Source organism: Methylocystis sp. (assembly GCF_051061225.1).
Lineage (GTDB): Bacteria > Pseudomonadota > Alphaproteobacteria > Rhizobiales > Beijerinckiaceae > Methylocystis.
The window spans coordinates 81297-93351 of sequence record NZ_JBPFEB010000022.1 but is presented as its reverse complement, the minus strand read 5'-3'; the positions used below and the strand labels follow the sequence as shown (position 1 = coordinate 93351).

Annotated in this window: 20 protein-coding genes, 1 tRNA gene and 1 pseudogene; 14 read left to right on the top strand and 8 right to left on the bottom strand. The window is 61.4% G+C overall.

The window, feature by feature from the left end; all coding sequences use genetic code 11:
• The 3 genes and pseudogenes from ACR652_RS05375 to ACR652_RS05365 form a co-directional block, all read left to right on the top strand.
• Positions 1 to 127, top strand: a pseudogene (locus ACR652_RS05375) (IS5/IS1182 family transposase); the annotation flags it as partial.
• A gap of 205 nt (positions 128 to 332) precedes the next feature.
• Positions 333 to 806, top strand: a complete 474-nt coding sequence (locus ACR652_RS05370; RefSeq protein ID WP_434505493.1) for a hypothetical protein — start codon at positions 333 to 335, stop codon at positions 804 to 806.
• Between the two features lie 10 nt (positions 807 to 816).
• Positions 817 to 1077 carry a hypothetical protein gene (locus ACR652_RS05365; protein ID WP_434505492.1) on the top strand — a complete coding sequence of 87 codons (261 nt, stop codon included), beginning with the start codon at positions 817 to 819 and terminating at the stop codon, positions 1075 to 1077.
• A gap of 638 nt (positions 1078 to 1715) precedes the next feature.
• Here the strand turns inward: ACR652_RS05365 and ACR652_RS05360 are convergent.
• From ACR652_RS05360 to ACR652_RS05340, 5 genes are all read right to left on the bottom strand, one after another.
• Entirely contained in the window at positions 1716 to 1922 is a 207-nt protein-coding gene (locus tag ACR652_RS05360; protein WP_434505491.1) for an ECs_2282 family putative zinc-binding protein, read from the bottom strand.
• Between the two features lie 971 nt (positions 1923 to 2893).
• Positions 2894 to 3184 carry a DUF3761 domain-containing protein gene (locus tag ACR652_RS05355; RefSeq protein WP_434505490.1) on the bottom strand — a complete coding sequence of 97 codons (291 nt, stop codon included), beginning with the start codon at positions 3182 to 3184 and terminating at the stop codon, positions 2894 to 2896.
• Between the two features lie 171 nt (positions 3185 to 3355).
• A complete protein-coding gene (locus ACR652_RS05350) occupies positions 3356 to 3589 on the bottom strand; it encodes a hypothetical protein (protein WP_434505489.1) in 234 nt (77 codons plus the stop codon).
• A 109-nt stretch (positions 3590 to 3698) separates the two neighbouring features.
• The gene (locus ACR652_RS05345) at positions 3699 to 4070 is read right to left on the bottom strand and encodes a VanZ family protein (RefSeq protein WP_434505488.1); all 372 of its coding nucleotides are present in this window, start codon (positions 4068 to 4070) and stop codon (positions 3699 to 3701) included.
• Positions 4067 to 4309 (bottom strand): helix-turn-helix domain-containing protein, encoded by a 243-nt coding sequence (locus ACR652_RS05340; protein WP_434505487.1) that lies wholly within the window; start codon positions 4307 to 4309, stop codon positions 4067 to 4069. Before ACR652_RS05340 ends, ACR652_RS05345 begins: the two co-directional genes overlap by 4 nt.
• Positions 4310 to 4429: 120 nt before the next feature.
• Here ACR652_RS05340 and ACR652_RS05335 point away from each other — a divergent pair, with 120 nt between their 5' ends.
• From ACR652_RS05335 to ACR652_RS05295, 9 genes are all read left to right on the top strand, one after another.
• Complete coding sequence (locus ACR652_RS05335; RefSeq protein ID WP_434505486.1) at positions 4430 to 4558, top strand: hypothetical protein; 129 nt, start codon at positions 4430 to 4432, stop codon at positions 4556 to 4558.
• Positions 4548 to 4799, top strand: coding sequence for a hypothetical protein (locus ACR652_RS05330; protein WP_434505485.1), 252 nt, complete (start codon positions 4548 to 4550; stop codon positions 4797 to 4799). Before ACR652_RS05335 ends, ACR652_RS05330 begins: the two co-directional genes overlap by 11 nt.
• Entirely contained in the window at positions 4796 to 5110 is a 315-nt protein-coding gene (locus ACR652_RS05325) for a hypothetical protein (RefSeq protein WP_434505484.1), read from the top strand. Before ACR652_RS05330 ends, ACR652_RS05325 begins: the two co-directional genes overlap by 4 nt.
• Positions 5019 to 5402 (top strand): hypothetical protein, encoded by a 384-nt coding sequence (locus tag ACR652_RS05320; protein WP_434505483.1) that lies wholly within the window; start codon positions 5019 to 5021, stop codon positions 5400 to 5402. The genes ACR652_RS05325 and ACR652_RS05320 overlap by 92 nt, the downstream gene beginning before the upstream one ends.
• Positions 5399 to 5581, top strand: a complete 183-nt coding sequence (locus ACR652_RS05315) for a hypothetical protein (protein WP_434505482.1) — start codon at positions 5399 to 5401, stop codon at positions 5579 to 5581. The genes ACR652_RS05320 and ACR652_RS05315 overlap by 4 nt, the downstream gene beginning before the upstream one ends.
• Positions 5582 to 6010: 429 nt before the next feature.
• Positions 6011 to 6256, top strand: coding sequence for a hypothetical protein (locus ACR652_RS05310; RefSeq protein WP_434505481.1), 246 nt, complete (start codon positions 6011 to 6013; stop codon positions 6254 to 6256).
• Positions 6257 to 6268: 12 nt separating this feature from the next.
• A complete protein-coding gene (locus ACR652_RS05305; protein WP_434505480.1) occupies positions 6269 to 6571 on the top strand; it encodes a hypothetical protein in 303 nt (100 codons plus the stop codon).
• 294 nt (positions 6572 to 6865) lie between these two features.
• On the top strand, positions 6866 to 7276 hold the full coding sequence (locus ACR652_RS05300) for a hypothetical protein (protein WP_434505479.1): 411 nt from the start codon (positions 6866 to 6868) through the stop codon (positions 7274 to 7276).
• 80 nt (positions 7277 to 7356) lie between these two features.
• Positions 7357 to 7542 (top strand): hypothetical protein, encoded by a 186-nt coding sequence (locus tag ACR652_RS05295; RefSeq protein ID WP_434505478.1) that lies wholly within the window; start codon positions 7357 to 7359, stop codon positions 7540 to 7542.
• An 840-nt stretch (positions 7543 to 8382) separates the two neighbouring features.
• Here ACR652_RS05295 and ACR652_RS05290 read toward each other — a convergent pair.
• Both ACR652_RS05290 and ACR652_RS05285 read right to left on the bottom strand, forming a co-directional pair.
• The gene (locus ACR652_RS05290; RefSeq protein WP_434505477.1) at positions 8383 to 8685 is read right to left on the bottom strand and encodes a putative quinol monooxygenase; all 303 of its coding nucleotides are present in this window, start codon (positions 8683 to 8685) and stop codon (positions 8383 to 8385) included.
• A gap of 714 nt (positions 8686 to 9399) precedes the next feature.
• Entirely contained in the window at positions 9400 to 9723 is a 324-nt protein-coding gene (locus ACR652_RS05285) for a hypothetical protein (RefSeq protein WP_434505476.1), read from the bottom strand.
• A 96-nt stretch (positions 9724 to 9819) separates the two neighbouring features.
• Here ACR652_RS05285 and ACR652_RS05280 point away from each other — a divergent pair, with 96 nt between their 5' ends.
• Together ACR652_RS05280 and ACR652_RS05275 are read left to right on the top strand one after the other, a co-directional pair.
• Complete coding sequence (locus tag ACR652_RS05280; protein WP_434505475.1) at positions 9820 to 10008, top strand: Arc family DNA-binding protein; 189 nt, start codon at positions 9820 to 9822, stop codon at positions 10006 to 10008.
• Positions 10009 to 10456: 448 nt separating this feature from the next.
• Complete coding sequence (locus ACR652_RS05275) at positions 10457 to 11488, top strand: integrase (RefSeq protein WP_434505474.1); 1032 nt, start codon at positions 10457 to 10459, stop codon at positions 11486 to 11488.
• 68 nt (positions 11489 to 11556) lie between these two features.
• Here ACR652_RS05275 and ACR652_RS05270 read toward each other — a convergent pair.
• Positions 11557 to 11631: transfer RNA gene (locus ACR652_RS05270), tRNA-Gly, on the bottom strand.
• Positions 11632 to 12055: the final 424 nt, after the last annotated feature.

The window sequence follows — 12055 nt, the reverse complement described above, 5'->3', positions numbered from 1 at the left end:
GATCGAGAACCTCTTCGCCAAACTCAAGGACTGGCGGCGCATCGCCACACGCTACGACAGATGCGCCCACGCCTTCTTCTCGGCCATCTGCATCGCAGCAGCCGTCGCCTTCTATCTCAATCAATGAGTCCTGAGCCTAGGGCGCGGATGCAGATGGCGCAGCGCGTGGTGGATGCGCTGTGACCAGGAGGCGGGCCGGGAGGGCGAGGAAGGGGCTGGGGGCCACCCCCGTCACGGGTCCTCCAAAGGGGCACCCCCCTCGTTGCGGCACGCAGCCCCCCGGGATCGCGCCCTATACAAAATTTTCTACAACCTAAAAGCGGAAAAACTACATGATCGTCGGCAAGCGCGAATTCTCTGAAAAACTTGGGATTTCACCTGGGAGAGTGTCCCAATACTGCTCGTCTGGTATGCCGCAGCGCGCGGACGGGCAGCTAGACTTTGAAAACGCGGCTCAATGGATTGCTTCGAATATCGACGGCAAAGCTGGCGAGGCGGCGCACGCAATTTTGCGGGAAATGCGCGGTAAGGCGTCGTCACGCGGAGCGAAAGACGATCTAGACAACCCGGTTGTAGCGGGATCGAGGATCGCGCTCGCTTCGATGTTTGTCTTTGTGCCGAATGTCGCCGCGCGGGCCGCGAAGAACGCGGGCGTTGACGAAGAGACGGTCGAAAAAATCCGTAGGCTCGCTTTTGATGAAGGACTCGCTGCGGCGAACGTTGTCAACGACGAGCTACTCGGCCTGCCACCGCGTGAGCTGTGGCCTGACTTTGACACCTGCGTGAAATTCGGCGTGAAGGAGTAACCGCGGGCCCATGCGCACCACGCCCTGCCGTCTAACTGTCAGCCTCGAACACATTGGCCGCGATGGCCTACTCGCCATCGCGTCTGTCGAAGTCTCGATAGGCGGCGTGCCTTTGACCATTCACGGCCTCGAGGGGCGCCGCGGCTTGGATGGCACGTTACAAATCAGCACGCCTGGCATCTCTCACGCTGGCGTCATCATGCCGGCTATCGAACTGCCCATAGAATTGGAGAGGGCGATCGGGCGGGAGATTTCGGCGCTTCTGAAATAAGGTGCCACTAGGCTTGTCTCTTGCTGTGCGGGGTTTCCTGTCAACCCGTGGAAATCCACGGCTAGCACCGGCACGTTGGTCAGGTATGATCGACGAGGTGCGATGAGCATCCATCTTGTGTGGGACTTTCTGGCGCGCCGCTTTGCATGGGCAGCGGCGTCAGCTTTTTCTGTTTCAGCTTTCCGTAGATTCCACAGCTACACTGGGAGCTTGATAAGCGCGATGCTCGGAGTCGCAGCTCGCCGAGCCTTTCGATGGCCAGCTCCCCAAGCACCAAGTAGGCTTGGCGTGCTGCACCCCAGCGCCGTCAAGAAAACGCTGTGGTTGCGACTTTAGCTCACGCTGGTGCCCCTCGTTTTAGCCATGACCCGCGCCGCCCTCGCCATTTCCATGATTCTCGCCGCATCGCCCGCGACGGCGGGCTCCTGCCGCTACCGGCCGATCGGCGGGGAGAGCATCCAGACTTGTGACAATGGCTATGTCGAGGTCAACGACCGAACTCGTGGCGAAACTCAGCCATCGCGGCAATCGAGACAGAAGTCGGCGAATAGGGAGCCTGTGCAATGAAAGACGAGATGCAGTTGTACCGCTTCAAACTCGAAGCTGACGACCGCGAGCTGCGCCTGCAGATTGAAGGCTTAGAACCCCGTCTTCTTAAGTCTCTCTTGAAGGCATTTAATGGCGATGTCTCTAACATACCGCTTGATGTTTTCGTCCGTGAGCGTGTACCCGCAGATGATGCAGACGGCGCCGATAAGATCGTCGTAGGATTTAAACTCCGTCTTGGTTTTGACGTAGAAAACTGTCTCGTGGCCGCATGACGGGCACTCGTAAGAGGTATTCATGGCATCGCTTCCTGGTTGACTTAGCACCAACACGATAGCGAAGGAGGGGGCGAGAGTCTTGATCTTGCACCCTCGGGCTTTGCCTTTGCATCCGGGCTGGAGCAGCCTGTCATGCTGGACGCAAAAGCGCGCATCCTCTCGCCCGCGCCCTCATGCTCGCCAGCCGCCGCCGTTCCGATCCCGCTGAAACCTTGTTCGCCCCACTTGCGTTTCCGTCAGAGGACCGTGGGCGGGAGAGCACAAAATGATCGAACACACAATCGCCGTTGTCGGGCTGATCCTAGGGACCGTCCTGATCATGCGGATCATGCTCAACGCCGCACCCTAGGCAGCCCTGCCTAGCCGCAGCACTAGGGCCAAATATCTCGAGAGTTGCAGACGGCTACCCTAGCGCCGTTGCGGCCGCCAGAAGGTCCGCCCCTATGAAGCCTAGCGCCAACATCGCGGCGGCGCCTATGGAAAGGATGCGCCAGAAGGCCTGCTCGCGCGTCATGTGCATCAGTCCTCCTGAAGGAGTGAATCCCCACCACCCCATTTAGGATGACACGCGTTCAAATCGAGCGGCACTTAGGCGCAATCGGGAGATGGCGCGGCTCTCCACCAAGGCAATAAGTGCGCGGAGTTGGAAGAGGCGGAGGAACCGGCGGCTCTCAGGAGCGGCGAGAGAGCCGCCAGCCTACCTGTGCTTCGCGGACAGGCGTCGCGGCCGTATGGCGTATACCAGCCGCGTGAGCGACACTTACTGCGCGGCAGTCAGATGGCGATTGTGGTTTCCCACACTGGGGGAATCCACAGTTATCTACGCAGTAGAAAAATCGTAATTTTGGGTAGCGCAACGGCGAAGGGCCCCGCTGCGCCAATAAAGAGACCATGAAGCTTCTGCCTGAAGCCCCGACAGTCCGCGTTGGGGCCTCAGGCTTTCTTCCTCAGCCGCGCCTCGGGCAACGCCGTTCGCAGCGAACGTGCCGCGCCTATCGCAGCCACTGAGCCGCCCCACCATGGCGTGAGCAGGTGCCGCTTCTGGAATGGGAAAAGCTGTAAGTGCCATCCCCGCATCTCGCGGTAGCGCCATCGGGGATGCTGCCTGAAGCGCTGGTCGAAGGCGCGTGCACGACCTCACCTTTGGCGTTGGTGTAGGAGTCGTGCTGCTGGAGTTGTTCCTCTACCGGCGTGCCGGGAGAGAGCTCGGGCTTTCGCGGGTCCTTTGCCTCAGCGGGAAAAGCAAAGCATATCAGCAACAAAATAATGAAAGACAGGCGCATGGGACCCTCCTGGCCCGGCTGCGCGGCCGGGGGCTTTCTCATTCGGTCCGTGTTTACCTAAGCCGCGCTCCAGGCCTGTCACCTTTCTGGGGGAACAGAGATACTCTTGGGCGGTTATCTGCCCGGCCCCAGCGCCGGGCTTTTTCTTTAGCCGCGCGCCGTTCTCTTGGATCACGCCGGAGGCTTCAGCTTGCCACGGCCGGTCAGGCCGAGCGCCCTACGCACAGCCCGGGTATTTTTCCCCGAAACCACGAGCTCACCACTTTTGCGCATCTGCACAACAAGGCCGCCTTGCGCCCGAATACGCCAGCCGTGGCTTGATTCCTCGTAAGTAAGCTTCCCGTCGGAAAGCCCCATGGATTGCAGCGTTGCGATTATCGTCGCGGGGCTTAGCGGCTCGGCCATCGCTCACGGTCCGTTCGATCCTTGCAAGCCGCACAGAGACCATACCATCGCGGTCGCCAAAAACCACGCTGGCCCCTCGCAGCTGCTCAGATTATCGACCGCGGCTTTTTTACAATCCCAGGCGGCCGCTTGTCCGCGAGGCGGCAAAACGCAGAAGCGCGCCGGAGCATAGACCCACAGCCGCGCCGGCGGTGCTGGCCACCGCGTCCAGGACTGCGGGAGAGCGCCCCGGCACGAAGGCCTGCAATAGCTCCATCACGCTGCTTAGGACGGCGAGCCCGACGAACGCCAAAAGCCGTCCGCTCTTGGCAGTAAAGCCAATGCAAAAAAGTAATCCCGTCCCGGCGTAGGCGATGAAATGCTCAACTCGCCCCGGGGCTCCGGTATGAGGGCGATCGGGGCCGGGCAAGAGCGACAGCCCAATAATGACGCAGACACATACATAGGCAAGCAATCGGAATGCGCGCGGTGAGAGGCTCATTCTGGCCTGGCCTTCCTCAGCCGCACCCCCGGCCCTTCGCCGTTTTCTTCCACGAAGATCACGCCGGCGGCTTCGAGGGCGCTCGCAATCTTTGCCATTGCGTCAGCCGATGCAGGGGGCTGGCCCGCTCCTTCAGCTCGCTTGATCGTCATAGACGAAAGTCCAGTCAAATCCGCGACATCAGGCTGGCTCAAGCCGAGTAGGGAACGCGCTGCTCTCAGTTGTGCTGGCGTGGGCATTTTTTCTCTTGTTCTAATTAGAACATCAGATTATGTTCTAAAAGTATCAGCCATCGCTGACCGAAGCAATCCGAACCAACGCGGAAACTACCGTTTCCGTGAACGGGAAAGGCTCGCCCAATGACCTGGAAAACCACCGCAACCCTTATCGCCCTCTCGCCTTTTGCCCTCTTGTGGCTCGGCTTTGCCGCCGCCGAGACCGCGCGCGCCGTGGCCGCTATCAAGGGAGGGCGCCGCCATGGCCGCTGAAACGCCCACCGGCGAGGCACCAACCGCGCTCGACCTCGCCCTGAGAATGCGCGACCGATTGCACGGTCTCGCGAAGATGGTCGAGCACACGCACACAAGCGCGGGCGCACTCGACGACGCCGGCGACGGGCTAGTCCAGCTCCTGCAAGACGCCGCCGAGGCCGCGGGAGAGCTTCTGGAGACCATCCGTAGCGAGAATCTAGCCAGCATCGCCGCCAAGAAGACGGGAGGCGAACAATGAGTGACCGGTCCCTCCCGCCCCTCGAGCGCGTCGACATCGCCATCGCGCTCTCCAAAGCCCGCAAGAAGCTCTGGGCGCTTGGCCTCGCGATCGACGGTCTGACCCATCGCCTCGGCGCAGACGACGATGTTGACGCGTTGCGGTTCATCCTCGATTCAACGCTGGACGACATCGCCGGACTCTATGAGCAGATTTCTCCCGACCATCGGGGGAAAAGCAATGAAGCCCCTCCTTCTCACCGAACGGCCAGCCCGCCGAGGCTTCCTGCGCAGCCTGATCGCGGCGCCCGCCGCGGCTCTCGCAACCCATAAGCTGATCCTTCCCGCACAGGCGCTCGTCACACCGGGCGACGCAGCGGCGCGCCTCGCGCATCATGTCGCAGGCACCGAAAAGGCCTTCCGGGAGCTCTACCCGGAGGGCGAGATCTTCGAATGGGGCAACCACCGCGGCGAAGGGGATAAGGACCTCGAGGGGCGCTTTGTCAGCGGCGATCTTGGCGGCGTGTATGTACTGCAGTTTCGGACGATTCCTGATCCGCCGGTGCCCGAAGATATCCGCGAAATGGTCGACAGGATCCTCGCAAAGCGGGGGTGGAAATCATGACCTCCCGCGTCTTCGTCGAGCTCGACGGCAACCTGCGCTTCCGGATCGAGGCGCTGATCGAGAACCTGATCGACCTTTGCGACCAGCTCGACGGCGACGCGGACCTCAAGGAAGACGCGGACGGCGAGGAAGAGCACCTGACGCTCTTCGACTTCGCCGCGCGCGCCGGGCCGCCGTAGCCGCACACCTTCCATCGCACTCATTGTCGCCCCGCACGCGGGAGCGACCTTTCCGCTGGTCGGTTACGACGGCAGCGGCGGGACAGTTGCGGCCTACTGTGGGGCCTCGCCATAGGCCAAGGGCAGTCCGAAAGGTGGAAGCCCAGCGAGCGGCGCGACGGCAGCGTCGAAAGTAGCTACCGACTCACGCGGTGCCGCTTGCACGCGTGAGGCCTGATGCGACGGCCGGCTCCGACCGAGCAAGATCGCAGGGCACGGGAACGCCGCTCCGGCTCGGGGCTGGCGTCCTATGCCCTCGCTCCGAGCCCCACCAACCGAGCATGAACGATGCAGTTATCATTTCTAAAAAACCAAGATTCACAAAAACACGCGTGCACGACGCGTGCGCATCACGCGCGACGCGGAGACGCGCTCGAGGAGCTCGTGGCCATGGTCGATAGGATGGCCAGCGAGAAACGCTCGTCTCGGCAGATCGTCGAGGCCGTGCGGGCCTACGCCGCCGATCGCGCTGCGGCCCCGCAGGCGGCGCTCGTCTGGATCGCCGCAGATAGTGACGCCGGGAGGGCATGGGCGGCGCACTGGCGCGAGACGAAGGGAAAGAGCCCGCCCATGGATTCGCGCGGGGGCTGGCGCTTCCCGTCGAGATGGCCACCTTCCACAATTGCGGCGGAATGATCGGAGGTCGAAATGCGTTACGAATTCCAGTCGATGCTTTACCAAACGGCCGATGAAATGTGCCTGGCCATTGCATCGACGTGGCTTTCCCCCAGCGGACGAAATGACCGCAAGCAGATGGACGAAATTCTCGCCTACAAGACAAATGAAGAGCTTGCCGACGACGCGGTTAAAGGCCTTGGCCTCGATTGCAGCGAGGCCAGCTCGCGTAACCCTCAGCCGTGCACATGGATGGAGGAGCGCGGCATCACCCGCGATAACATCGTAGCGGCCTTTGCGCGGGTCCGGAAAGATTTAGATGAGGCGCAGCCATGACCTACGACCGCGCGGCTATCATGCGGGACTCGTGGCGCCGATTCAGAGACGGGCAGCGCCTCGGGCTCGGTTGGACTTTTGCCCGCTGCCTGGCGACGGCATGGGCGGCTGCGAAGATTCGAAGAGCGGCGGAAGAGGCTGGGCTTAGGAACATCGGGAACCTTTTGACCGCCTCGATGTATGCGAGGATCTCAGCGTCTCAAGTGGATAGGTTCAAGCTGGAACAACTAAACGTCGCTCGTGTTGCACGGGTGGCCGAGGGGCTTTGTCACACAGGGACTCGGAGACGCGGCAATGCGAAACTCAACTAAGATGCTTTCAACAGCTCTCGCCGCAATCATGCTGGTGAGCACTCTTGCGGTCTCCACCCCTGCGTCCGCGTGGGGCCGTTATGGTTGGGGCGGCGGATGGGGGCGTCATATGGGTTGGGGCGGCGGTTGGGGCGGTCGCTGGGGCTACGGTGGCGGATGGGGCCGCTGGGGTTATGGTGGTGCTGGGCTGGGAGTGGGCTTAGGAGCCGGCCTGCTCGGCGGCTTGGCGCTCGGCGCCGCCGCCGGCTATCCATACGGCGGCTACGGCTATTATGGCTCCGCCTATCCATACGGCGGCTATGGCGGGGGCTGCGGCACTTACGGGATGGCGTATCCCACTTATTCATACCCGGCCACTTATGGCTACGGAGGCGGGTGCAACTGCAGCTGCTAGCGAGTTTGCCCGGCCCGGGTCCAAGCCACATCTCCGCTCGGGCCGTAGCAAAAATGCAACCGCGCGATAGCGCGGTTGCATTGACCCGGAACGCGCCCCTGACGTTTGGCGACCGAAAGTTAGTAGTTCCCCTGCCGGATGTTTCGACGCATCACACGATGAGCGTAACGCTCTCCCCGACGCGCTTCTCGATGTGTCTGCCGCTCTTCACGACGCGCTTCGCGGTGCGTCTGTCGCTCGTAGCGACGCGCCTGACGACGTTCTGATCCAAGTACTACTTGAGTCACGTCACCGGAGAAGGTGGACACTCCGGCGAGTCTTGGCGCCGCCATTGGGGTCGCTGTTGCCGTCGCCTGGTAGCCCAACAGCAGCGCCGCTGCCATTGCCAATCCAAAAACCGTAGGCCGGACAGTCATAGTTATCTCCCGTCACAGGAAGGTGCCTTCGTAGTTAGTCCCACGGAGTCCGTTTGCAAGAACTTCCCATCCCCTGGCTGCCCACGGGTTTCTCGCGCAAACTGCTTAAAAACCAAAGTGAGAATGTCATCGAAAGCTAGCCGATTGGACCCTAGGTTGATCGTGCAAAAAGGGTCAGAGCATGCGTGGCCATGGGCGCACCTCCGCCCCCACCATAGCCCCCGGATTGCGTTTCACGAGCTGCGGGCGTAAATTGTTCCTGCATATCCCGATGCTGACGAAACGCCCCGACTCCGGATGTAAGAGCGGGGCGTTTTTATGTCTTCGTTCCACAAATGCGGACTCAGTCTTCGTCCGAGTCGTCGTCTGGCGCCGGCGCTACCGGAGGAGCTGGTGTAGCGGGCACATCGTAGCCCGGGTCACTCTCCGCAGGAGGACCCGCCGGGGGAACCGATTGGGCATGGGCGAGCAGGCCGCCAGCAAGTAGCGCCACACTCGCGAGGATCGTTCTGAGCATAAGCCGCACCATCTGAGACTCCCTGTCCTGCCGGGCCATCCGGCAATAGGGCCCAACTTGGCGCAGGCATGCGCACCGTCAATCATGGCCGGTCCGGAGGTGCTGTGGAATCGGGCCAGCCGAACGCCCCGACCGTGGATGTATCGGCGGGGCGTTTTTGCGTTCTTTCCCCCTTAACGCGGAAGCTTGTCCGCCAAGATTTCGATCTTGTAGATATCAGGGGGGTCGGCGAGGAGTTCTGAAGCCTTCGCCATCAACGCCTTGGCCACGGCTCCAGAAAGATGGGCCTCGCGGTCACCTTCGTTGTTGAGAGTGTCGAAGATTCCGAAAGATGTCGGGCCCATTTTCATAGCGAACCAAGTTATCGTTCCCGGCTCAGCCTCTACCAGTGGCAGCGCGCCCTTCAAAAAAGCTTCAACCTCGGCCTCCTTGCCAGGCTTCGCTTCAAGTTGAACATAAAGCGCCGTTTTGGTCATTTGCGTTCTCCCTCTGTCACTGCCGAGATCATGCACGGAGATGCCGAAAGGCTGGGCGTAACGGAATGCGTGCGTCCAGGATTAGGCCGCGTGGCAACAATGCGCGTCGGCGGCGTTTCGTTGCGCGCCGGGAAGGCCCATTGCGGGAGGCTTCTGACTGGCAAAGAAAAAGCCCGGTTGGGCCACCGGGCTAGGACAGCGGGAATCCCTGGGAAAAGGTTACCCGGGCGATGAGGTAGGGCGCCGCCCAGGATCGGCAAGGCCAGGCGGCGGATGTATCTGCGGGAAGTTTTTTTATCCAGGCGCCTTCAGCCGCCGTGTGGCTCTTGGATAGCAAAAGCTCGGTGTGTGGAAAACGCCCAGACGAGCAAATCCCGGCTCGCTTCATGCGCTTCAAGCCAAGTTAGGTGGTTGTCATCTCCCTGATCTTGATCGAGGCACCATCTCGAAATGCACATGTCCGCCAACCTCTCGTCTGAGAAGTTAGCGAAAGCCTCGATCCTTGGGACGCAAACAGTCGAGCTACATGCCGTCAACCAGCGCTCGGCAATGTCCAAGCACCGTATGCATGCCATCGGGGATGTGTCGGGTTCTGGCGCACAGGCGGCCATTGGTGCCTCCCTTAAAAGGTCGCGACGGGAGATGACGACCTTGCTAGCACACTTCCATATCGCATCCATGTCGCACGGAGTCGCCGGATCCCGGAAGCGCCGCTTAATCGCTTCCAGATTCCCTGTCGTCACTTTTTTCGGAAAATAGCTCGGAGAGTATCGCGACTCGCTCGGCATCCAGCTTTATGCGTTCGATAAGCGCCGCTACTTTTTCCTGTGGGTTATTGCCAGGAGCCGCATCCTGACTTGCATTTCCATAGGCAAAATCTCGCATGTGCATTCTACGCTCCTGTTCGCGGACAGATCTACCAAGGCGCGCGACGATTTCGGCATTGAGCGACCGCGGGCCGGCAAAATACACGAGGGCCTCGTGGAGATCTTTCGGGATACGGATCGTTATCCGCACGTAGTCGTCTTGTTTGGCCATTTTCGTGCCATATCACCAAATTGGTGGCGGAGCCACTTGACACCAAATTGGTGCTTCGTTCATATGGGCTAGCCGAGTCACCAAAATAGTGCCGCCATGACTGATCTTGTCCCTATCACGGTTCGCATGCCCGCTTCCGAACGAGACTGGCTCAAAGAGCAGGCCAACGTTAATTGCACGTCGCTCAATTCAGAAGTTGTGCGAGCGCTCCGCGAAAGGCGGGAGAAAGCGGAAAAGCGGCGCGCGCGGAATACAGAGACTCGGCGCACGGCCAACGCGCGCTAGGCGAACTGACATGGCACCGCGGAATCAGCCCGAAATCAAATCTCAGGGCCTTTTCCCCTGCGAGGCCGAGGTTGCCCGGCGCCTTTCTCAGACTCCGCAGGAATGGAAAGCGAAGGCGCTGATCCTGGAGCGTGACGGACTTCCGAGGGTCGATCCCGTAATGGGCGGGCGCTACTGGCCTGGGGTCGAGGCCTATTGGCGCCGCCGGTACGGTCTCGTTAGCATCTCCCCGTCTCAACCAGACGGAGGAGAAAACCTCGATGTGCTCTGATTTCCCCGGCCTCAAGCAAAGGCCACGAAAAGACGGTCCGCCGCGCCTCGTGTGGGTTGCGCGGGCGGATATCGTCAAGCGGGCTATGAACCAAAGACGGTTCAGCTTCATTACGACTGGAGCGACCCGACACAGCACCCGCTGATCGCCTCGGCCTGCATCAAGCTACAGGCCGAGATGCTCGAATGGGCGGCAGGGAAAAAGGATACGGCTCGGCCGTTCGATGGCACCATCGCCGGGCTTGTTCGCGCCTATCAGCGCGACGCGGCGAGCCCTTACGCCCGCGTGAAATGGAACACGCGGAAGACCTACGACCAGACCCTTGAAAGCATCGAGAAGGCTGTCGGAGCTCGCGCCCTGGCGCAACTGAGCCTTTCGGATTTCCGCCGTTGGTATGAGGCAGCGAAAAAGCCGAGGGCGAAGGGTAGCCCGGAGCGGATTCGCAAGGCGCACGGTATAATCAGCATGATCCGCCGCCTTGTCTCATACGGCGTCGCGGCTGAACTGCCCGAGTGCCGGCGCCTGCAGGAAATTCTTTCCAACACGGAATTTGAGCAGGCCCCGCGCCGCCGGGCGAAGCTGACCTACCAGCACGTCAAGGCGTTCATCCCGGTTGCCCTGAAGCACGAGCGCTTGTCGCTCGCCCTGGGGACCGCCTTGCAGTTCGAGACGACGCTGCGCCAGCGCGACGTGATCGGGGAGTGGGAGCCCATCGAGGAAGGCAGGCCGGCGAGCGGAATCGTCCTCAACGGCCGTCGCTGGCTGAATGGGCTGACCTGGGCTGACATTTCCTCGAGTTTCGAGATTTACAAGAACACGACAAAGACGGGCCAGACGGCGGCCCACGACCTCCGCCTCTGCCCCATCGTCATGGATCTACTGGCCAAGGTCCCACCTGCCCGGCGCGTTGGTCCACTGATCGTCGACGAAACCGCCGGCCGCCCCTACGCGGAGCACGCCTACGCCCGCGAATGGCGGGCTATTGCCGATGAAGCGGGGATTCCGCGGGGGATCTGGAACATGGACGCACGGGCCGGCGGGATTTCCGAGGCCGAAGACGCTGGCGCTGACCTGGATGATATCCGGGCGGCGGCGGCGCACGCACAAGCTTCAACGACGGTCCGATACTCCCGAGGGGCTATCGGAAAGTCGCGGAAGGTCGCTCGGCTTCGGGCCGCGCACCGCGCGGAACGCAAGCCGAACGATTGATGGGGAACGACTTGGGGAACGGATAGAGTAGCGGTAGGATGATAACCGGCTGTAATCCAAGTTAAACTTGGAGCGGGCGAAGGGAATCGAACCCTCGACATACAGCTTGGGAAGCTGTCGTTCTACCACTGAACTACGCCCGCGTTCCGAGTCGGAACACATGATTTTTCTAGCGGAAACGCTTGGGATTGGCAACCGAGCCGGAAAGTCGCCCGATGGAAACGGAACCCGATCAGGCGACGGCCCGGTCGACCGGGCGCCGCGCCCAAAGCGCCGGCCTGAGCGGCGCTGGCTCCCGTCGCGCTCTCTTGCGTGTCGAGCAGACGGACAGCCGCATTTTTTCACGCGCCGGAAACGCATCCGACCTCCGAGGCGCCCTCCCGGACTCCGCGCGGACGCGCCAGCCGTCCAGTTTTTGCTCTGGACGGCCCGACTTTTTTAAAACACGATTGCCTCTGACAGAGCTGTCGGGCGGAGGCGTCATTTGCGCTTTTCGACCGAAAACAACCTATTCTGGCTATTGCCCCGATCAATGTTTTGCAACGCCACCCACGGGCTGGTCTCAGC